General features: G+C 73.3%; 17 protein-coding genes and 1 tRNA gene. 7 read left to right on the top strand and 11 right to left on the bottom strand.

Annotation, left to right across the window (positions count from 1 at the left end; translation table 11 throughout):
* Nucleotides 1-313 precede the first annotated feature (313 nt).
* Nucleotides 314-2101 (bottom strand): SDR family oxidoreductase, encoded by a 1788-nt coding sequence (locus ACSMX9_RS14445; protein ID WP_445402710.1) that lies wholly within the window; start codon nt 2099-2101, stop codon nt 314-316.
* Between the two features lie 280 nt (nt 2102-2381).
* On the opposite strand from ACSMX9_RS14445, the gene ACSMX9_RS14450 reads away from it, so the two are divergent.
* The 6 genes from ACSMX9_RS14450 (at nt 2382) to ACSMX9_RS14475 (ending at nt 6551) form a co-directional block, all read left to right on the top strand.
* Nucleotides 2382-3371: an ABC transporter ATP-binding protein gene (locus tag ACSMX9_RS14450; RefSeq protein ID WP_445402992.1), complete on the top strand. Its 990-nt coding sequence runs from the start codon at nt 2382-2384 to the stop codon at nt 3369-3371.
* A complete protein-coding gene (locus tag ACSMX9_RS14455; RefSeq protein ID WP_351245347.1) occupies nt 3361-4260 on the top strand; it encodes an ABC transporter permease in 900 nt (299 codons plus the stop codon). The genes ACSMX9_RS14450 and ACSMX9_RS14455 overlap by 11 nt, the downstream gene beginning before the upstream one ends.
* Entirely contained in the window at nt 4257-5168 is a 912-nt protein-coding gene (locus tag ACSMX9_RS14460) for an ABC transporter ATP-binding protein (RefSeq protein ID WP_445402711.1), read from the top strand. The genes ACSMX9_RS14455 and ACSMX9_RS14460 overlap by 4 nt, the downstream gene beginning before the upstream one ends.
* 10 nt (nt 5169-5178) lie before the next feature.
* Complete coding sequence (locus ACSMX9_RS14465) at nt 5179-5898, top strand: ABC transporter permease (RefSeq protein WP_445402712.1); 720 nt, start codon at nt 5179-5181, stop codon at nt 5896-5898.
* A gap of 84 nt (nt 5899-5982) precedes the next feature.
* The gene (locus ACSMX9_RS14470) at nt 5983-6213 is read left to right on the top strand and encodes an SGM_3592 family protein (protein ID WP_445402713.1); all 231 of its coding nucleotides are present in this window, start codon (nt 5983-5985) and stop codon (nt 6211-6213) included.
* A gap of 253 nt (nt 6214-6466) precedes the next feature.
* Nucleotides 6467-6551, top strand: a tRNA-Ser gene (locus tag ACSMX9_RS14475).
* Nucleotides 6552-6599: 48 nt separating this feature from the next.
* Here the strand turns inward: ACSMX9_RS14475 and ACSMX9_RS14480 are convergent.
* The 9 genes from ACSMX9_RS14480 to ACSMX9_RS14520 form a co-directional block, all read right to left on the bottom strand.
* Complete coding sequence (locus ACSMX9_RS14480) at nt 6600-7436, bottom strand: HAD family hydrolase (RefSeq protein ID WP_445402993.1); 837 nt, start codon at nt 7434-7436, stop codon at nt 6600-6602.
* A gap of 127 nt (nt 7437-7563) precedes the next feature.
* Nucleotides 7564-8850, bottom strand: a complete 1287-nt coding sequence (gene serS, locus ACSMX9_RS14485; RefSeq protein ID WP_445402714.1) for a serine--tRNA ligase — start codon at nt 8848-8850, stop codon at nt 7564-7566.
* 572 nt (nt 8851-9422) lie between these two features.
* The gene (pheA, locus tag ACSMX9_RS14490; RefSeq protein WP_445402715.1) at nt 9423-10373 is read right to left on the bottom strand and encodes a prephenate dehydratase; all 951 of its coding nucleotides are present in this window, start codon (nt 10371-10373) and stop codon (nt 9423-9425) included.
* 40 nt (nt 10374-10413) lie between these two features.
* On the bottom strand, nt 10414-11703 hold the full coding sequence (gene efeB, locus ACSMX9_RS14495) for an iron uptake transporter deferrochelatase/peroxidase subunit (protein ID WP_445402716.1): 1290 nt from the start codon (nt 11701-11703) through the stop codon (nt 10414-10416).
* On the bottom strand, nt 11703-13598 hold the full coding sequence (locus ACSMX9_RS14500) for a copper resistance CopC/CopD family protein (protein ID WP_445402717.1): 1896 nt from the start codon (nt 13596-13598) through the stop codon (nt 11703-11705). The genes efeB and ACSMX9_RS14500 overlap by 1 nt, the downstream gene beginning before the upstream one ends.
* A gap of 15 nt (nt 13599-13613) precedes the next feature.
* Nucleotides 13614-14114 carry a copper chaperone PCu(A)C gene (locus ACSMX9_RS14505; RefSeq protein ID WP_445402718.1) on the bottom strand — a complete coding sequence of 167 codons (501 nt, stop codon included), beginning with the start codon at nt 14112-14114 and terminating at the stop codon, nt 13614-13616.
* On the bottom strand, nt 14111-14776 hold the full coding sequence (locus tag ACSMX9_RS14510) for an SCO family protein (RefSeq protein ID WP_445402719.1): 666 nt from the start codon (nt 14774-14776) through the stop codon (nt 14111-14113). Before ACSMX9_RS14510 ends, ACSMX9_RS14505 begins: the two co-directional genes overlap by 4 nt.
* 122 nt (nt 14777-14898) lie before the next feature.
* Entirely contained in the window at nt 14899-15678 is a 780-nt protein-coding gene (locus ACSMX9_RS14515; RefSeq protein WP_445402720.1) for a YcnI family copper-binding membrane protein, read from the bottom strand.
* A 369-nt stretch (nt 15679-16047) separates the two neighbouring features.
* Nucleotides 16048-16824, bottom strand: coding sequence for a hypothetical protein (locus ACSMX9_RS14520; RefSeq protein WP_445402721.1), 777 nt, complete (start codon nt 16822-16824; stop codon nt 16048-16050).
* 270 nt (nt 16825-17094) lie between these two features.
* On the opposite strand from ACSMX9_RS14520, the gene ACSMX9_RS14525 reads away from it, so the two are divergent.
* Nucleotides 17095-17565: an ATP-binding protein gene (locus ACSMX9_RS14525; protein WP_445402722.1), complete on the top strand. Its 471-nt coding sequence runs from the start codon at nt 17095-17097 to the stop codon at nt 17563-17565.
* 61 nt (nt 17566-17626) lie between these two features.
* Here the strand turns inward: ACSMX9_RS14525 and ACSMX9_RS14530 are convergent, their stop codons facing one another.
* The gene (locus ACSMX9_RS14530) at nt 17627-19147 is read right to left on the bottom strand and encodes an aminopeptidase P family protein (RefSeq protein WP_445402723.1); all 1521 of its coding nucleotides are present in this window, start codon (nt 19145-19147) and stop codon (nt 17627-17629) included.
* Nucleotides 19148-19219: the final 72 nt, after the last annotated feature.

Here is a 19219-nt window from a genome sequence, read left to right on the forward strand (position 1 = left end):
GCGCGGACCGGCGGGGGGAAAACGTGCACGACTTTTTGGGTTCAGAGGTTTGATCCACAGTCAAGTTCAGTTATCCACAGCTTGGATGGCGCATCCTGTGGACAACTGGCTTTGATTTTATGGTGATTTGGGGAATTTGCGTTGTTTGTACGCTGGTTGGCCGACAGGGCGGTGAAAAAGGGAAGTTGCTCTCCGTGCGGGTGCCGAGGGCCAGGTGAAAGGTTTCTCTCCATCCCCAACGACCGCGTGGCGCAAGAACCGTGACGGTCCGTGGCCGAGGGGGTCCGGGACGCCGCCGGCAGAAGGGCCGTTGTCATCTCGGCGACCCGAACCGGGCAGCCCTCCGAAGGATCTTGGGCGCGTACCGGGCCAGGGCCCGAACGGCGCGGGCCTCCGGGGACACCGCCACCACGGGGCGGTCGCGGACCACCGCGCCCAGCACCGCCCGCGCCACCCGCTCCGGCGGGTAACCGCGCAGCCGGTACAGCCGGTTGGCGCTGGTCCGACGCCGTTCCTGCTCCGCCGCGTCCGCGCCGGCGAACCGGGTGGTCGCGGCGATGTCGGTACGCACGATCCCCGGGCAGATCGCCGAAACCCCGATGCCCCGGCCGGCCAACTCCGCCCGCAGGGACTCGCTCAGCGCCAGCACCGCCGCCTTGGTGGCGCCGTACACGGGCATGGTGCGGGAGGGCAGGAACGCCGCGGCCGAGGCGATGTTGACGATGTGACCGCCCTGGCCGCGCTCGGCCATCCCGGCCCCGAACAGGCGGCAACCGTGGACCACTCCCCACAGGTTCACGTCGAGCGCCCGTCGCCACTCCTCGGGGGTGGTGTCGAGGAAGGGGCCGGCCAGGCCGACGCCCGCGTTGTTGACGAGGACGTCCACCACCCCGTGCTCGGCGTGAACCCGTGCCGCCAACTCCGCCATGGCGTCCCCGTCGCCCACGTCCACCGCCTCGCTCCACGCCCCGGCCGCCCCCGCCGCCCGGGCCTCCCGGACGGTCCGACGCGCCGCGACCGCGTCGCGGTCCACCACGACCACCCGGGCGCCCGCCCGGGCGAAGGCCAGCGCGGTGGCCCGTCCGATGCCCTTGCCCGCCCCGGTGACCAGCACCAACAGCCCGGCGAACCGCTCCGCGTACCGGTCCGCGCGCCGGCTCCGGCGTCCGGTGGCCCGGGTCGCGCCCGCCGCCGTCTCCGCGTGGTGCGCCGCCACGAAGTCGGCCACCCAGGTGGCCAGCCGGTCCGGATGGGTGCGGGGCACCCAGTGCCGGGCGTCCAGGGTACGACGGGTCAACTCCGGCACCCACCGCTCCAGTCCGTCGAACACGGCCGGCGAGACGAAGGCGTCGTCCGAGGGGACGACCAGTTGCACGGGGACGTGGGCGTACGCGTCCGCCCGCGGGGCGCGCACCCGGGGGCGGACGTTGTCCCGGTACAACCAGGCCCCGCGCGCCCCGTCCGAGGGCGTCGAAGGAGCGGGATGGGCACCGGGCGGGACCCGGTGCGCCCGGGCCAGGAACCCGGGCCACCGCCGACCGAGGCCGCTGCGCCACGCCCGCTCCGCCACCCCCGGTGCGTGCAGGGCGGCGACGTACCAGAACCGGGCGGTCTGGCCCAGCAGTTGCGCGGCGGCGCGCGGTGTCGGGCGGGCCCGGCGCCGGGCGGCCCAGTGCCCGAAGTGGTCGAGGGACGGGCCGGACACCGAGGTGAAGGAGGCGATCCGGCCCCGGGTCCGGTCCACCGTCACGAACTCCCACCCCTGCACCGACCCCCAGTCGTGGCCCACCAGGTGCACCGGCGCGTTGGGACTCACCGCGTCCGCCACGGCCAGGAAGTCCCCGGTCAGCTTCTCCAGGGTGTAGCCCCCGGCCGGCGTCCCGGGCGCCGTCGAACCGCCGTGCCCGCGCACGTCGTAGCGGACCACGTGCAGGTCGTGGCGGTCCACGAGCCGTGCGGCGACCTCGTCCCAGACCTCCTTGGTGTCCGGGTACCCGTGCACCAGCACCACCGTGGGCCGGGCCGGGTCCCCCGCCTCGACCACGCACAACTCGACCCCGTCCGTGCGCACCCGACGTCCGCGCTCCGCCCGCGACCCCATCCGCTCGCCCCTCGACCGTCGCCCGCAGGCGTTCCTCGGCGCGCGCTCGACGGAGCGGGCACCCGTACCGCGGTCACGGAACGTGACCACCTCGACTGTGGCCCCATGGCGAGGAGCACGTCAAGCGGACCCCGGCGGCCCGCGGACGGCTCCGGCGCGGCCCGCTGCCGTGCGACTTCGGACGTACCCCTACGGGAACGTCCTACCCGAGGCTGATCCCGGGCCGGCACCACGGGCTGACGACCCGGCGGGCATCCGCCCCTACGGTCGGAACGTGACTGTGATCGCGACCGAAAGCCTGAGCAAGCGGTTCCCGCGGGTGACCGCTCTCGACCGGCTCTCCGTGGACATCGGGCCCGGGGTGACCGGGCTCGTCGGCGCCAACGGGGCCGGCAAGTCCACGCTCATCAAAATCCTGCTGGGCCTGTCCCCCGCCACCGAGGGCCGTGCCGCCGTGCTCGGGCTCGACGTCGCCACCGAGGGTCCCGCCATCCGCGAACGCGTCGGCTACATGCCGGAGCACGACTGCCTGCCGCCCGACGTGTCGGCGACCGAGTTCGTCGTCCACATGGCGCGGATGTCCGGGCTGCCGCCCACCGCGGCCCGCGAACGCACCGCGGACACCCTGCGCCACGTCGGCCTGTACGAGGAGCGCTACCGCCCCATCGGCGGCTACTCCACCGGCATGAAGCAGCGGGTCAAGCTCGCCCAGGCCCTGGTGCACGACCCGCAGCTGGTCTTCCTCGACGAGCCGACCAACGGCCTCGACCCGGTCGGCCGGGACGAGATGCTGGGCCTGATCCGTCGCATCCACACCGACTTCGGCATCTCGGTGCTCGTCACCTCCCACCTCCTCGGCGAACTGGAGCGCACCTGCGACCACGTCGTCGTGGTGGACGGCGGCAAGCTGCTGCGCTCCAGTTCCACCACCGACTTCACCCAGCAGACCACCACCCTCGCCGTCGAGGTCACCGACTCCGACGAACACCCCGACGGGACCGCGGCCCTGCGCGCGGCGCTCGCCGCCCGCGGCATCACCACCGACGCCGGCAGCGGACTGCCCGGGGCCGGCCACATCGTGCTGCTGACCGCCGACGACGAGGAGACCTACGACCTGGTGCGCGACGTCGTCGCCGACCTCGACCTCGGCCTGATCCGCATGGAACAGCGCCGGCACCACATCGCCGAGGTCTTCCACGACGACCCCGGGACCCACCCGGCGGCCCCGAACGACCAGCAGCGGAAGGAGGCGGTCCGCGATGGCCACTGAGCAGCCCGCGGCCGGGTCCCAGACCCGGATCCACAACATCGGCTACCGCAGCTACGACGGGACCCGACTCGGCCGGGCCTACGCCCGCCGCTCGCTCTTCTCCCAGACGCTGCGCGGCTCCTACGGACTCGGCCGGTCCGCCAAGTCCAAGGTCCTGCCCATGCTGCTGTTCGCGGTCATGTGCACCCCGGCCCTGATCATGGTCGCGGTGGCGGTGGCCACCAAGGCCAAGGACCTGCCCGTCGAGTACACCCGCTACGCGGTCGTCCTCCAGGCGGTCATCTCCCTCTACCTCGCTTCCCAGGCGCCCCAGGCCGTCTCCCGCGACCTGCGGTTCAAGACGGTGCCGCTGTACTTCTCGCGCCCCATCACGCACGCGGACTACGTCCTCGCCAAGTTCGCCGCGATGGCCTCCGCGCTGCTGGTGCTCACCGGCACCCCGCTGCTGATCCTCTACGTGGGCGCGCTGCTCGCCAAGCTCGACTTCGCCGACCAGACCGAAGGGTTCCTCCAGGGCATGGTGTCCGTCGCCGTCCTGTCGCTGCTGTTCGCCGGCATCGGGCTGGTGATCTCCGCGATCACCCCGCGCCGGGGCTTCGGCATCGCCGCCGTGATCGCCGTGCTCACCATCTCCTACGGCGCCGTCTCCACCGTCCAGGCCATCGCCTTCGAACAGGACAGCGCCGGGGCCGTCACCTGGCTCGGACTGCTCTCCCCGGCCACCCTGCTGGACGGGCTGAGCACCGCGTTCCTCGGTGCGGAATCCGCCTTCCCCGGCGGGCACGGCCCGAACGCGACCGAGGGCCTCGTCTACCTGCTCGTGATCACGGGCGTCGTCGTGGGCTGCTACGCCCTGATGGCCCGCCGCTACCGGAAGGCCGGGCTGTGACCACCATCGAGATCGACCACGCCTCCCGCTGGTTCGGCAACGTGGTCGCCGTCAACGACATCACCATGACCATCGGACCCGGGGTCACCGGGCTGCTCGGCCCCAACGGCGCCGGCAAGTCCACCCTCATCAACATGATGGGCGGCTTCCTCGCCCCCTCCAACGGCACGGTCACCCTCGACACCGCGCCCATCTGGCGCAACGAGGGGATCTACGAGCACATCGGCATCGTCCCCGAACGCGAGGCGATGTACGACTTCCTCACCGGCCGCGAGTTCGTCGTCGCCAACGCCGAACTCCACGGCCTCGGCGACGAGGAGGCCCGGGCCGCGCTCGCCACCGTGGAGATGGAGTACGCCCAGGACCGGAAGATCTCCACCTACAGCAAGGGCATGCGCCAGCGGGTCAAGATGGCCTCCGCGCTGGTCCACCAGCCCTCGGTGCTCCTGCTCGACGAGCCGTTCAACGGCATGGACCCGCGCCAGCGCATGCACCTCATGGAGCTGCTGCGGCGGATGGGCGACGAGGGACGCACGGTGCTGTTCTCCTCGCACATCCTGGAGGAGGTCGAGCAACTCGCCTCCCACATCGAGGTGATCGTCGCCGGCCGGCACGCGGCCTCCGGAGACTTCCGCCGCATCCGCCGGCTGATGACCGACCGACCGCACCTCTACACCGTCCGCTCCAGCGACGACCGGGCACTCGCGGCGGCACTGATCGCCGACCAGTCCACCGCGGGCATCGAGGTCGACCTGAAGGAAGGGGTGCTGCGCGTCCAGGCCGTCGACTTCGGACGCTTCACCGCCCTGCTGCCCCGGGTCGCCCGCGCCCACGGCATCCGACTGCTGATGGTCTCGCCGTCCGACGAGTCCCTCGAATCCGTGTTCTCTTACCTGGTCGCGGCGTAGGAGGCCCCCGATGTACGACCCCACTGTCGCCCGACTCACCTACCGGGCTCTGCTCGGCCGCCGCCGCGCCCTGATCCTCTTCGCGCTGCCCGCCCTGCTGATCGCACTGGCCGCGGCCGTCCGCGGCTTCACCGGAGCCGACGACCAGGCCGCCGCGGACGTGCTCGGCGGTTTCGCCCTCGGCACGATGGTCCCGATCATCGGCGTGATCGCCGGCACCGGCGCCATCGCCCCGGAGATCGACGACGGCTCCGTGGTCTACCTGCTGTCCAAGCCGATCAAGCGCTCGTCGATCATCTTCACCAAGCTGATCGTCGCCATCGCGGTGACCATGGTGTTCTCCGCCGTGCCCACCCTGATCGCCGGCTACCTGCTCAACGGCAACGGCCAGCAGATCGCCGTCGCCTTCACCGTCGCCTCCCTCGTCAGCTCCATCGCCTACGCCGCCCTGTTCCTGCTGCTCGGCACCGTCAGCCGGCACGCGGTGGTCTTCGGCCTGGTGTACGCGCTGGTCTGGGAGGCCGTCTTCGGCACCCTGATCGCGGGGGCCCGCACGCTGAGCGTCCAGCAGTGGTCGCGCGCGGTGGCCCACGAGGTGGCCGGCAACGACCTCGTCACCTCCGACGTGAGCCTCACCACGGGGACGGTGCTGCTGGTCGTGGTCACCGTGCTGGCGACCTGGTACGCCGGGCGGAAGCTGCGCACCCTGAAGCTGGCCGGCGAGGAGTGAGCGACTGACGCCGCCTTCACCTCCCCCGGGAACCCCGGGGGAGGTGGAGCCGTTACCACGACACGGCCCGAGGAGGGAGCGACGATGGCAGGGGAGACCACCCCCGGCGGGGGCGAGCCGGACGACTGGGACTCCGTGGAGTTGGACGAGGCGTTCGTCCGCTCCGCCGAGGCCAAGGAACCGTCCGCACGGGCCCGGATGCTCGCCGAGAGGTGGCGGGGTCAGGCCCCGGAGCCCCAGCCCTGGCGCTCCGACGAGCCGCCCGCGGGCTGGTTCTGGTCCAAGGTCAGGCGTCGCAGGTGGCGCCGGCGCTGAGCCCGCGCGCCCGCCGTAATTCGCTGGCGACGGCTTCCCCGGGTGCGGGACAGTGGGGGTGTTCCGCCGGTTCGTCCGGCGTCACCCACCGGGGAGGAGCGCGACGTGCCCGACGACGGTCCGTCCCGCTCCCCGCAGGGCGGTGGGCGGAACGCGGCTCCGGGGTGATCAACCGCTCCGTCGAGTCCGCTCCGTACGGGGAGCCGCCCGGGGCGACCGCTTCGAGCGCGCGAGAGCGCGAGGTCGCCCTCCCGGAGGATTGGCCGAGTGGGAAGGCACCGGCTTGCTAAGCCGTGGTCGGGTGAGAGCCCGCGCGCGTTCGATCCGCGCATCCTCCGCAACGAAGACCGCCTCCGCAACGAAGGGGGGCGGCCGGTCCGCGCCGGTCAGGCGCCGGTGGTCAGCAGCCGTTCCAGGGTCCGGGCGATGCCGTCGTCCTCGTTGGACGCGGTGATCTCGTCCGCGACCGCCCGGACCGTCTCGTGGGCGTTGCCCATGGCCACGCCGTACCCCGCCCATCCGAACATCGGCAGGTCGTTGGGCATGTCGCCGAAGGCGATGGTCTCCGCCCGCTGCACCCCGAGGCGTCGTGCGGCGAGCGACAGACCGGTCGCCTTGGTCAGCCCGGGCGGCAGGAGCTCCACTATCCCGGGCCCCGCCATGACCACCTGGACCAGCCCGCCCACCGCGGCCCGCGCGGCTTCGGTGAGTTCGTCGTCCCCCAGCCCGGGCCGCTGGACGTACAGCTTGTTCACCGGCTCGGCCCACGCCTCGGCCCGGTCGGTGAAGGGGACGTACGGCAGGTCCCCGGTGGTGACGTAGTCGGGCTCGCAGACCACGTTCCCGTCCAGTCCGTCCCGGCTCACGGCCAGCGCCAGCGTGCCCACCACGGCCTCGATCCGCTCCACGGCGAGCCGGGCCACTGCACGGTCCAGGGTCACCGAGGTCAGCAACCGCCGCGCGCCCGCGTCGTACAGCTGGGCGCCCTGGGCGCACACCGCGAGCCCCTCGTACCCGAGGTCCTCCAGGATGTGCCGGGTCCAGGGCACCGCCCGGCCGGTGACCACGATGTGCGCCGCGCCGGCGGCGGTCGCGGCGGCCAGCGCCTCGCGGCTGCGCGCGGAGACCGACTGGTCCTCCCGGAGCAGCGTCCCGTCGAGGTCGGTGGCGATCAAGCGGTAGGGGAAGCCGCCGTCCGCGGTCTCCCGCCGGGCGGCCGGCACGGTCCGGGCCGTGCCGGCGGGCGGGGCGGGGGCGGGACGGACGGGGTCGGCGGGGTTCGGCGCGGGGCTCACGTGCTGATCGACTCCAGGATCGGTTCGGTGCGGGCGCCCGCGCGCGGGCCGTGCCCTACTTGGTCGGTTCGAGGACCTCGCGGCCCCCGAGGTACGGCCGCAGCACCTTCGGCACCACCACGGAGCCGTCCGCCTGCTGGTGGTTCTCCAGGATGGCCACGATGGTGCGCGGCACCGCGCACAGCGTGCCGTTGAGCGTCGCCAGCGGCTGGAGCACCTTCTTGCCGTCGCGGGAGTCCCGCATCCGCACCGACAGCCGTCGGGCCTGGAAGGCGTCGCAGTTGGAGGCCGAGGTCAGCTCGCGGTACTTGCCCTGGGTGGGGATCCACGCCTCGCAGTCGAACTTGCGCGAGGCGGAGGAGCCCAGGTCGCCGCTGGCCACGTCGATCACCTGGAAGGGCAGTTCGAGGCCCGAGAGCCACTGCTTCTCCCAGTCCAGCAGCCGGCGGTGCTCCGCCTCGGCGTCCTCGGGCGCGACGTACGAGAACATCTCGACCTTGTCGAACTGGTGGACGCGGAAGATGCCCCGGGTGTCCTTGCCGTAGGTGCCGGCCTCGCGACGGAAGCACGGCGAGAAGCCGGCGTAGCGCAACGGGAGCCGCTCGGCGTCGAGGATCTCGTCCATGTGGTACGCGGCGAGCGGGACCTCGGAGGTGCCGACGAGGTAGTAGTCGTCCTTCTCCAGGTGGTACACGTTCTCGGCGGCCTGGCCGAGGAATCCGGTGCCCTCCATGGCGCGCGGTCGGACCAGCGCGGGGGTGAGCATGGGGATGAAACCGGCCTCGGTGGCCTGGGCGATGGCCGCGTTGACCAGGGCCAGTTCCAGCAGGGCGCCCACGCCGGTGAGGTAGTAGAAGCGCGAACCGGAGACCTTGGCCCCGCGCTCCACGTCGATGGCGCCGAGGGCCTCGCCCAGCTCCAGGTGGTCCTTGGGCTCGAAGCCCTCGGCGGCGAAGTCCCGGATCGTGCCGTGGGTCTCCAGGACGACGAAGTCGTCCTCGCCGCCCACCGGGACCTCGGGGTGCACGAGGTTGCCCAGCCGCAGGGCGAGGCGCTTGGTCTCCTCGTCGGCCTCGTCCTGGGCGGCGTTCGCGGCCTTCACGGCGGCGGCCAGCTCGGCGGCCTTCCGCAGCAGTTCCTGCTTCTCCTCCCCGGTGGCCCTGGGGACGAGCTTGCCGAGCGCCTTCTGCTCGGAGCGGAGTTCGTCGTAGCGCAGTCCGGAGGACCGGCGCCGCTCGTCGGCGGAGAGCACCGCGTCGACGAGGTCGACGTCCTCTCCACGGGCGCGCTGCGAGGCGCGGACACGGTCGGGGTCCTCACGGAGCTGGCGAAGGTCAATCACCCCACAAGGCTACCGGTGCCCGCTGTTGGCCCACGACTGTCGGTGCCTGTGAGCAATGTCCCGGCGGCCCGGGTGCCGGGCGTGACCGCGGGCCGGGTGCCGGGCCTCCGGACCGCCGGCGGCCGAAAAAGCCCCCGGTCGACAGGGCGAGGGGGGTGGACTCCGGTGGGTCCGGGTCCGCCCCACCGGTACGAAGTGGGGAGTTCAGCTGGTGGGAAGGGGTGCGTTGTCCACAGCGGACGGGGAAGTGGGGTGGTTATCCACAGGCTGTGTGGAAGAACTGTGGATAACGGAGGTGATCGTTCCGCGGGTGGCGTTCCTTCGGGGAGGCGTCGATGAAACCTCCTTTCCTCACCCTTTCGAGGGGAATCGGTTCGCTCGATGGGGCGATCCGCAGGGGAGGAGGGAGATGGCTGGGGAACCCTTCCCTGGTCGGGGGCGGGTTCGGGGGGTCGACGTGTCGACTCCGCCGTACGGAGTTGTCGACTTGTCCCCAGCTTGGAGCAGTGTCCTGTGGATAACTCGGGGACGCTGTGCGGCACCGACCCGGCCCGGCGGAGGCGCGGGTGCGACTAACCGACCGGTGGCGTGAATCGTCCGTCCAGGCAGCGCGTCAACCAGTCGGAAGCCAGGGAGAACGCCTCGTCGGAGGTCCCCGGCCGGACCGGACCCGCCTGGTCGGCGGCGGCCCCCGCCCGCGGGTACGAGCCCAGGAACCTTATCTGCGGGCAGACCCGCTTCAGCCCCATCAACGCCTCGCCCACCCGGCGGTCGGTGAGGTGGCCCTCGGCGTCGATCGAGAAGCAGTAGTTCCCGATGCCCTCACCGGTGGGACGGGACTCGATGCGCATCAGGTTGACGCCGCGGATGGCGAACTCCTGGAGCAGGTCGAGCAGGGCGCCCGGGTGGTCGTCGTCCAGCCAGATCACCACGGAGGTCTTGTCGGCCCCGGTCGGTGCGGCCGGTCGGCCCGGTCGACCCACCAGGACGAACCGGGTGGCGGCGTTCACCGCGTCGTGGATGTCGGTGACCAGGGGCTGGAGACCGTAGGTGGCGGCGGCGAACTCCCCGGCGAACGCCGCGTCGTAGCGGCCCTCCTGCACCAGCCGGGCCCCGTCCGCGTTCGAAGCCGCTGATTCCCAGACCGCGTCCGGGAGGTGCGCCGCCAACCAGTTGCGGACCTGGGGCTGGGCGACCGGGTGCCCGGTCACCGTCTTCACGTCGTCGAGCCGGGTGCCCGGCCTGACCAGCAGGGCGAAGGCGATCGGCAGGACCACCTCGCGGTAGATCATCAGCGGCTCGCCCCGGGACAGCTCGTCCAGCGTCGCGGTGACCCCGCCCTCCACCGAGTTCTCGATCGGCACCAGCGCCCCCGCGGCCTGACCGCTGCGGACCGCGTCCAGCGTGGCGGGCACCGAGACCATCGGGACCAGCTCGCGAGTGGCGGCTTCCGGCAGCGTGCGGAGCGCCGCCTCGGTGAAGGTTCCTTCGGGGCCGAGATAGGTGTAGCGCGTGGCCGACATGCAGCCAGCCTAGTGGAATCCCGCCCCTGGCCGCGGCGCCTCACCCCTCCAGCAAGGCCTGCCCCACGTAGCCGCCCGGCTCCGCGCCGCCCGGCACCGCGAAGAGCCCGCTGGCCTCGTGCCGGATGAAGGGCGACAACGCGTCCCCCCGGTCCAGCTTGCGCTGCACCGGGACGAAGCCGCGGGCGGGATCGGCCTGCCAGCAGACGAACAGCAGCCCCGCGTCCGGCACGCCCTTAGCGTCGTACCCGTCGTGGTACGAGAACGGGCGGCGCAGCATCGTCGCACCCCCGTTCTGGTCCGGGCGGCTGATCCGGGCGTGCGCGTCGAGGGGGATCACCAAGCCGTCCGGCCCCATCGCCTCCAGATCGGGCTCGGTGGTCTCGTCGCCGCCGGTGAGCGGGGACCCGTCGGACTTGTGGCGGCCGATCACCGCCTCCTGCTCCTGGAGGGACAGCCCCTCCCAGGGGTCCAGCAGCATGCGGATGCGCCGGACCACCGCATAGGACCCACCGGCCATCCAGGCGGGGGAGCCGCCCCCGGGGACCGCCGCGGTACCGGTGCCGCTGGGCTCGTCGGGGACGAACACCTGCTGTGCGAACCCGGGGTCCGAGGGCTTCGGGTTCCGGGTGCCGTCCACCTGCCCCATCAGGTTCCGCGCCGTCATCGGACGGGCGGTGGCCCCCGGCGACCGGTTGAAGCCGTTCATCTGCCAGCGCACCCGAGCCGTGCCGCCCGCCTGGGTCTGGAGCGTGCGCAGGGCATGGAAGGCGACGAGCCCGTCGTTCGCGCCGATCTGCACCCAGAGGTCGCCCTCGCTGCGGCGGGGGTCGAGGCGGTCGGAGGAGAAGGGCGGCAGCGGGTCCAGCGCCACCGGGCGCCGGGGTTCCAGTCCGGTGCGGGTGAAGAAGCGGTGGCCGAAGCCGAAGGTCACCGTGAGCATGGCCGGCCCGGAGTCCAGCGCGATCCCGTTGTCCCCCTCGGGGGCCTCCCCCGCCATCAGCCGCTCGGCCGTCGCCGACCAGCGGCGCAGCAGGGCCGCCGCCTCCCGGCGCCCCGCGCCGGGGGCCAGGTCGAAGGCGATGAGGTGGCCCCGGGAGTGGAGGGCGGTGGTGATCCCGGGTTGATGTTTCCCGTGAAACATTGCCGTGTCCGCGCCAACGGAGGAGAGCGGGGTGCCCTCGGGTTCCCCGGACCGGGCCAGGGCGTAGCCGGCGCCCGCGCCCGTCGCGCCGAGCGCGGTGGCCCCGGCGGTGCCGAGCAGACGGCGCCGGGTGACCCCGGAGGGTCCCGGGGCCTCTGCGGAGCGCGGGGTGGAGGTGTCCGTCATCAGCTGATCTTCACGTTCTTCTTCACGGTGACCTGGTCGATGTCGGAGGTGCGTACCGTCACGGCCACCTCCCACTCGCCGGCGACCGGGAGCGTCACTCCGGTCGCACTCCAGTGTCCGGTGGCGATGAGGTCGGGGGTGACCGGCAACGGGCCGATGTCCTTGGCCCGGTGGGTGAAGTCCACCGTGATCTCGGGGACGTTGTACCCGCTGCCGTTGGGGCGCTGTACGTAGAGGTGCAGGCTGTTGGTGCCGGTGAGGCCGGGCTCCAGGTCGATGGTCGCGGTGCCCTTGCCGTCGGCGCCACCGGTGTCGAACGGCAGCTCCACGCTGACCGGGCCGGCGGGCGCGGCGGCCCCGGCGCGGTCGGCGGCCTCCTGGGTGCGGGCGGGCTCGGTCGCGGTCAGCAGGGTGGTGACCCCGAGCAGCACCGCGGCGACCGCGGTCTCCAGCAGGACGGACCGGCGCAGCCCGCTGCGGGCCGGGTCGGCGTCCCGGGCCCGCTTCACCGCCGCGGTGGCCACCGCGGCGCGCTGCCGGGCGAGCTGGGAGGCCCGCTCCCCGTCGGGAGCGTCGGGAGCGGCCTCCTCCGGTTCCGTGGCGGTGACGTCCTCGACGGGCTCGACGTCCTCGGCGGGCTCGCCGGGGCCCGGGGCCAGCCGGGCGGTCCAGCGCCGGGAGAACCAGGCGACGGCGAGCACCACGGCGACCAGCGCCACCTTCAGCAGGAGCAACCGCCCGTAGTCGGTGCCGGTCAGTCCGGACCAGCTGCCGACCTGCCGCCAGGACTGGTAGAGGCCGGTCACCGCGAGGACGACCATGCTGCCGAAGGCGAGCCGGGAGAACCGTCGGACGGCCGTGGGGTCGATCCCCGGCGCCCGGTACAGGGCGACGAGCACGGCGACCAGTCCACCGAGCCAGGCGGCGACGGCCAGCAGGTGCACCACGTCCAGTGGCATGGCCACCCCGGTCTGGATGCCGGTCGAGGCGTGCTCGGAGAGCGCCCAGGTCGCCGCGAGCCCGGTGGCCACCACGGTGCCGCCCACCCCCAGCCCGAAGGCCAGGTCCCGGGAGCGGCCCCGGCCCTCCCCGGATCCGTCGGCTCCGCGGGCCGCCTGCGCGTAGGGGCCGAACAGCACCGCGACGAACAGGGCCGCGGCGGCCAGCAGCAGCAGCCGGGAGACCAGGGCGGCCCCCGTCTTGGTCTGGAGGACCTGCCCGAGCAGCCCCAGGTCGAAGACGTCCCCCAGCTTCCCGGAGGTGGTGTACGCGCCGCGCGTCAGCAGCAGCGCCAGGGTCCCTGAGGTGAGCGCCAGCCAGCCGGTCACCACGATCCGCTGGAGCGGCTGCACCCGGGCCCCGCCCGGCCAGCACACCAGCACGAAGGCGGCGCCGCCGACCAGGAGGACGAAGCCCGCGTACGAGACGTAGCGCTCGACGTCGTAGAGGGTGCCGACCGCCCCGTCCCCGCCCCTGGCCTGGTCCGCGAGGGACACCGAGGTCTCGGAGGGGGCGCCCACGGAGAAGGTGTAGGCCCCCGCGACGGGGTGGCTGTCGGCCGAGACCACCTGGTAGGCCACCGTGAAGGTGCCGTTGGGCAGCCCCGGCTTCAACTGCACGGAGTAGGAGTTGGCACCGGCCTCCGTGGTGGGCCCGGTGTCGGCGCGCTCCCCCTGCGGGTCGAGCACCCGCAGCGAGTCCTCGGCGAGCGCCACGGTCTCCGAGAAGGTGACCGTGACCTGCTCGGGGGCCTCGGCGACCACCGAACCCCGCTGGGGGTCGCTGCCGGTCAGCGCGGCGTGCGCGGCTCCGGGCGCGGCCCCGGCCAGCAGTGCTCCGGTGACCGACAGGAACAGCAGCAGCACGGCCCTCAGACGGGGAACGACGGTCTGCACGGGTGGGGCCCTCCCTCAGTGGTGGTCCGCGGAGGCGGACGGGGGCGACGACGGCGCCGGGGCCGCCGGGTTGTACGTGGCTTCGCGGACCGGCACCCGGAGGGTCATGGTTCCGGCCTTCGCGAAACGCAGCTCCAACGTGACCGTGTCGCCCTGCACGGGCTTGCGGGTCAGCTCCTCGAACATCAGGTGGTTCCCGCCGCGGGCCAGCTCCAGCCGTCCCCGCGCGGGCACCGCGAGGGACTCCTGTTCCTGCATCCGGCCGTCGACGGTGCGGTGCAGGGTGACCGTCTTCGCCAGGTCGCTGGTGACCGAGGTCAGTTCGTCGGCGGCGCCCTCGTTGGTGACCACGAAGTAGCCGGCGGCGAGGTCGGCGGTGGGCGGGGCGGGCAGGTAGGCGCCGCCCACGGTGAGCTTCGGCCCGCGGTCGGCGGCGGTGTCGCCGCCGCAGCCGGTGAGCACCAGCCCGGCGGCGAGTGCGCCGGCGAGGACGGCGGCCCGCCCGGTGCGGGTCACGGGGCCTCCCCCTCGATCAGCTTCGGCAGGTCCGCTGCGTACTGGTCGATGGTGGTGGTGTCGCCGTTGTAGAGGACGTAGCCCTTGTCCGTCTTCGGGGAGAAGGCGATGACCTGCTTGCCGTGCATCGACTCGACCTTGCCCTTGGCGTTCTTCTTCGGCGGGTCGATGGCGATGCCGAGCTGCCGGGCCCCGGCCTGGATGGTGGCGAAGTCGCCGGTCAGTCCGGTGAAGGCGGGGTCCTGGGCCTTGAGCCAGCTGCCGAGCGAGGCGGGGGTGTCCCGCTCCGGGTCGGTGGTCACCAGGATCACCTGGAGCTGCTCCTGGTCGGCCTTCGGCAGCTGCTTCTTGGCCTGGGCGAGGTTGCCCATGGTCAGCGGACAGACGTCGGGGCAGTTGGTGTAGCCGAAGTAGAGGAGGGTCGGCTTGCCCTTGGTCTTCGCCCGCAGGTCGAAGGACTCGCCCCGGGTGTCGGTGAGGACGAGGTCGGGCTTGGTGAAGGGCCGGTCCAGGACCGTGCCGGCCTTGCGCTCCGGCTGGGACTCGACGGAGACGGGGTTGGTGTCGGCCTTGGAGTCCTGGTCGCTCCCGCCGCATGCCGACAGGGTCAGGGCGGCGGCGGTGAGCAGGGCGGAGGCGATGAGGGTCTTCTGGGTACGCATGGGGCAATTCTCCAGAGGGGCGGCGAGGGCCTTTCGGCCGGACCGGGTGTCCGGCCGAAGGCCCTGGTCCGCCCCGGTACAGAGGGGTGTGCGGGCCGGCGCGGGGGCGCCGGCCCGGTGGGTCAGCTCCGGGCGCCGGTGTCGCGGCGGCGACCGGCGAGGACCCCGAAGGCGACGCCGGCCACGCCGACGACGATGCCGACGACGCCGAGCACCCGCGCGGTGGTGTCGCTGCCGCTCGCGTCCGAGGCGTGGTCCTTGGCGTCCTCGCCGTTCTTCGCGTTCTTGCCGTCCTCGGCGTGGGCGTCGTCTTCGGCCTTGTCGGAGGCGCCCGAGGTGCCGCCGTGGTGCCCGTCCGCGGCCTCGCTGAGGGCGAGCACCGGCGCCGGGAACCGTGGTTCCTCGGCGCCCTCCTGGGGCACCTCGATCCAGCGGACGACCTCCTTGTTGGAGTACGTCTGGAGGGCCTTGAAGACCAACTGGTCGCCGTCCTCGGGCAGCTGCCCGACCGAGAGCGGGAACCGCTGGAAGAAGCCGGGCTCGATGCCCTTGCCGTCCGCGGTCCAGGTCACCTTGGTGACGGCCTCGGTGATCTCGCTGCCGTGCACCTTCAGCGGCTTGTCGAGCTTGCCCTTGGTGACCTCGGCCTTCCAACCGGGCACCGGCTGCGGCAGCACGGAGGCCAGCGGCTGCTCGGCGGGGAAGGTGATCTCCAGCTTGGTGGTCGAGGCGTCGTCGCGCTCGTTCGGCACCTTGAAGCCGATCGTCGCGTAACCGCCCTTGGCGGCCTCCCCGTCGGGCTGCACGGTGACGTGCGCCAGCGCGGGCGAGGCCAGCGCGAACAGCGCGGTCACGGAGGTGGCGGCGGTCAGCAGCACGCGGGACTTCACGGTCGGGTTCATCGCGATGCACTCCAGTTGCCATGGCTGCCCATGGCGGTTCGACGGTTCGTTGGTCAATGCGGCGGCCACGGCGGCGCGGCGGGTCCTCCACCGGGGAGGACGCGACCGGACGCGCCCGGGTGGCACGCGGGGGCGGATTCCGCCGTCCCGGCGCCGTCACCGCACCGCTCCCGGGGGTCGCCGGCGCGGCACACCGGCACGGGGGCACGGGTGCGGGCGTCGGCGGACGGCACGGCGCCCCGCGCACGGTGCGGCACGGTGACGCCCGTCGTCGTTCGGGCGGGTACGGGTGGACGCGGGCGGGGCGGTCGGCGCAGCACCCCGAGCACCCGGAGCGGGCACGGGGGCCGGGCCCCTCGGTGGAAGGACCTAGGCGCCGAGGGCCGCGGCGAGCGGCGGACCCCGTCGAACGACCGTGTGGTGGAGTGCCTCGACCCGGGGCCACGGCACCCAGGACCGGTCCGCGACCGGGGTCACCGGCCCGTGGCCCGCCGCCCCGATCGACCCGGAGAGCTGGGCCCGGACGAAGGCGAGGGCGGCGCGCAGCGCCCGTACCGGTGCGCCCTCGGCGACCCCGCGCGCGGAGAGCCGGACCAGCCGGACCAGCGCCAGGTCGCCCCGGCGCAGCAGCCAGCCCGCCGCGGCGGCGGCCAGTGCGTGGCCGAGCAGCATCGGCAGGCTGGGCACCAGCCCGGCGAGCCCGCCGACCTCCGCCGCCTCCTGGTGGTGTGCGGTGCCGGGCAGGGCGCCGGACACGGCGAGGAGGTGCTGCGCCTGCTCCGGTCCGATGGCCGAGGCGCCCGCCCCGCACACCAGCTGCGCGGCCTGGGCGATCAGGGACGCCTCGCCGGCCGTGGTGGCCGTGCCGCCGTGCTGGCCCAGGCCGAACACCGCGTGCAGGACGAGCTGTCCCACGGCCAGCAGCGCGGCGATCCCGGCCAGGGAGCGGGGCCGTCCGGCGAGCGGCAGGGCCACCGCGAACGCCCCGAGGTACCCGGCCGCCACCGTCCACGGGGGGACGGACTCGTACGAGGCCAGGACGTGCCCCGCGGCGGACAGCACGACGCAGACCGCGGCGAACACCGCGGCCCGCAGCAGCCGGAGGTCTCTCCCGCCGCGTTCCTCGCACCTGTGGGGGGCAGTCATGGCGGCGCCATCATCCCATCGGGGGATGCCGGGCGGTGCGGCAGGGCGGAATTCGGTGGCACCCGGCCGAGCGGGGCCGGGGCCGGGCGTGACCCGTTCGGCGGTCCCGGAACCGGCGCGGACGGGCCCGGGGCGCGCCGTCCCGCCGCGGGCCGCGGGGCGTCGCGGCAGGTCGGCCGTATGGGCGGCATCACGTTCGCCGCACGATTGCTGTGACGTCCCGATGGCAATACGTAACGGTATGTCGAGCCGCAACCAGGAGGCAGGAGCATGAGCATCTCGTGGTCTCTCCACTTGCGGCGCGACGCCGCGAGCGTCTCCCTGGCCCGGCGGGTGCTGGTGCGCACGATGGAGACGGCGGGGGTGGACCCGGAGGTCTGCTACGACGTGTCGGTCGCCCTCAGCGAGGCGTGCGCCAACGCGGTGGAGCACGGCGGGGCTTCGGGCGCCTACCGGGTGTCGGCCTACCTCGACGGGGAGAAGTGCCGGATCGAGGTCACCGACTCGGGGCCGGGGTTCCCCGAGGACGGGAGGGGGCCGGCCCGCGCCCGTCCGGTGCCGTCGACCGGGCCCGGGGCCGCGACCGCCGTCGAGGAGGCCGAACACGGGCGGGGGCTGCTGCTGATCCGGGAGTTGGCGGATCACGTCCGTTTCACCAACCGCCCGGGTCCGGGCGGGGCGGTCGTCAGCTTCGACAAGAACCTCAAGTGGCGCGAGGAGGCCCCGTTGGCATCGGTCTGACGGGCGCAGTACGCCGACGCCCCCGTCCGCTCGCGGCGGGACGGGGGCGTCGGCGTCCGGTTCAGCCGCGCTGGAGGCCGGCCATCCACCGCTCGATCTCCTCGGAGCGCCGCGGGAGCGCCGCCGACATGTTCACGTTGCCGTCCTCGGTGACCAGGATGTCGTCCTCGATCCGCACGCCGATGCCCCGGTACTCCTCGGGCACCGTGAGGTCGTCGGCCTGGAAGTACAGCCCCGGCTCCACCGTCAGGCACATGCCCGGCTCCAGGGTGCCCGCCACGTAGGTCTCGGTGCGGGCGGCGGCGCAGTCGTGCACGTCCATGCCGAGCATGTGACCGGTGCCGTGCAGCGTCCAGCGGCGCTGGAGCCCCAGTTCGAGCACCCGCTCCACGGGGCCCTCGACCAGGCCCCACTCGACCAGCCGCTCGGCCAGCACCCGCTGGGACGCGTCGTGGAACTCGCGGAACTTGGCACCCGGCCGCACCGCGGCGATCCCGGCCTCCTGGGCGTCGTACACCGCGTCGTAGATCTTCTTCTGGAGCGCGGTGAAGGTGCCGTCGACCGGCAGGGTGCGGGTGACGTCGGCGGTGTAGAGGGTGTGCGTCTCCACGCCCGCGTCCAGCAGCAGCAGGTCGCCGGCCCGGACGGGGCCGTCGTTGCGGACCCAGTGCAGGGTGGTTGCGTGCGCGCCGGAGGCGCAGATGGAGCCGTAGCCGACGTCGTTGCCCTCGACCCGGGCCCGCAGGAAGAAGGTGCCCTCGATGTAGCGCTCGCTGGTGGCCCGCGCCCGGTCGAGCACCTTGACGACGTCCTCGAAGCCGCGCACGGTCGAGTCCACGGCCTTCTGTAGCTCGCCGACCTCGAAGGCGTCCTTGACCAGCCGGGCTTCGGAGAGGAAGACCCGCAGCTCCTCGTCGCGCTCGGCGGTCACCTTGTCGGTGAGGGCGGCCTCGACGCCCGCGTCCTGGCCGCGCAGCACCCGGACCGGGCCGGTGGCCGCGCGCAGCGCGTCCGGCAGGGTGCGGACGTCGTCGGCGGGGATGCCGTACAGCCGGCCGGCCTCGGCGAGCGAGTCGCGCCGGCCCACCCACAGCTCGCCCTGGCCGTCGAGCCAGAACTCGCCGTTCTCCCGGTCGGAGCGGGGCAGCAGGTAGATCGTCGCCTCGTGACCGGCGTCGGTGGGCTCCAGCACCAGGACGCCGTCCTCGGTCTGGTTGCCGGTGAGGTAGGCGTACTCGACCGAGGCGCGGAAGGGGTAGTCCGTGTCGTTCGAGCGGGTCTTCAGCTTCCCCGCGGGAATGACGAGGCGCTCACCGGGGAAGCGTGCGGACAGGGCCGCGCGGCGGGCCGCCGTCTCGGTCGCCTGCGCGATCGGCGCGAGGTCCTGTCGTTCCGTGTCCGCCCACCCCGATCGCATGTTTTCGGCCAGCTCATCGGATACGCCCGGGTAGAGCCCGTTCTTGCGCTGCGCGATCGGCTCCTCTTCCCCGGTGCCCTCCGCAGCGTCCGCTACGCCCTGTTCCGCCGGGTTCGCCGGGTCCACGGGTGTTTCTGCGGTCTCCGGGTTGAGCTCCTCCGACACGGTCTTCCTCCTTGGATGCGGCTTTGGACCCCCTCCATCGTACGGTCGTGCGGAAGGGGCCCGGCCGGAAGC

Source organism: Streptomyces sp. LE64 (genome assembly GCF_052606915.1).

What these genes read in the sequence shown, in the direction of transcription:
- ACSMX9_RS14445 (WP_445402710.1), bottom strand. Translation starts at nt 2,101, where the DNA reads ATGGGGTCGCGGGCGGAGCGCGGACGTCGGGTGCGCACGGACGGGGTC.
- ACSMX9_RS14455 (WP_351245347.1), top strand. Translation starts at nt 3,361, where the DNA reads ATGGCCACTGAGCAGCCCGCGGCCGGGTCCCAGACCCGGATCCACAAC.
- ACSMX9_RS14465 (WP_445402712.1), top strand. Translation starts at nt 5,179, where the DNA reads ATGTACGACCCCACTGTCGCCCGACTCACCTACCGGGCTCTGCTCGGC.
- ACSMX9_RS14470 (WP_445402713.1), top strand. Translation starts at nt 5,983, where the DNA reads ATGGCAGGGGAGACCACCCCCGGCGGGGGCGAGCCGGACGACTGGGAC.
- pheA (WP_445402715.1), bottom strand. Translation starts at nt 10,373, where the DNA reads ATGTCGGCCACGCGCTACACCTATCTCGGCCCCGAAGGAACCTTCACC.
- efeB (WP_445402716.1), bottom strand. Translation starts at nt 11,703, where the DNA reads ATGACGGACACCTCCACCCCGCGCTCCGCAGAGGCCCCGGGACCCTCC.
- ACSMX9_RS14510 (WP_445402719.1), bottom strand. Translation starts at nt 14,776, where the DNA reads ATGCGTACCCAGAAGACCCTCATCGCCTCCGCCCTGCTCACCGCCGCC.
- ACSMX9_RS14515 (WP_445402720.1), bottom strand. Translation starts at nt 15,678, where the DNA reads ATGAACCCGACCGTGAAGTCCCGCGTGCTGCTGACCGCCGCCACCTCC.
- ACSMX9_RS14520 (WP_445402721.1), bottom strand. Translation starts at nt 16,824, where the DNA reads ATGACTGCCCCCCACAGGTGCGAGGAACGCGGCGGGAGAGACCTCCGG.
- ACSMX9_RS14525 (WP_445402722.1), top strand. Translation starts at nt 17,095, where the DNA reads ATGAGCATCTCGTGGTCTCTCCACTTGCGGCGCGACGCCGCGAGCGTC.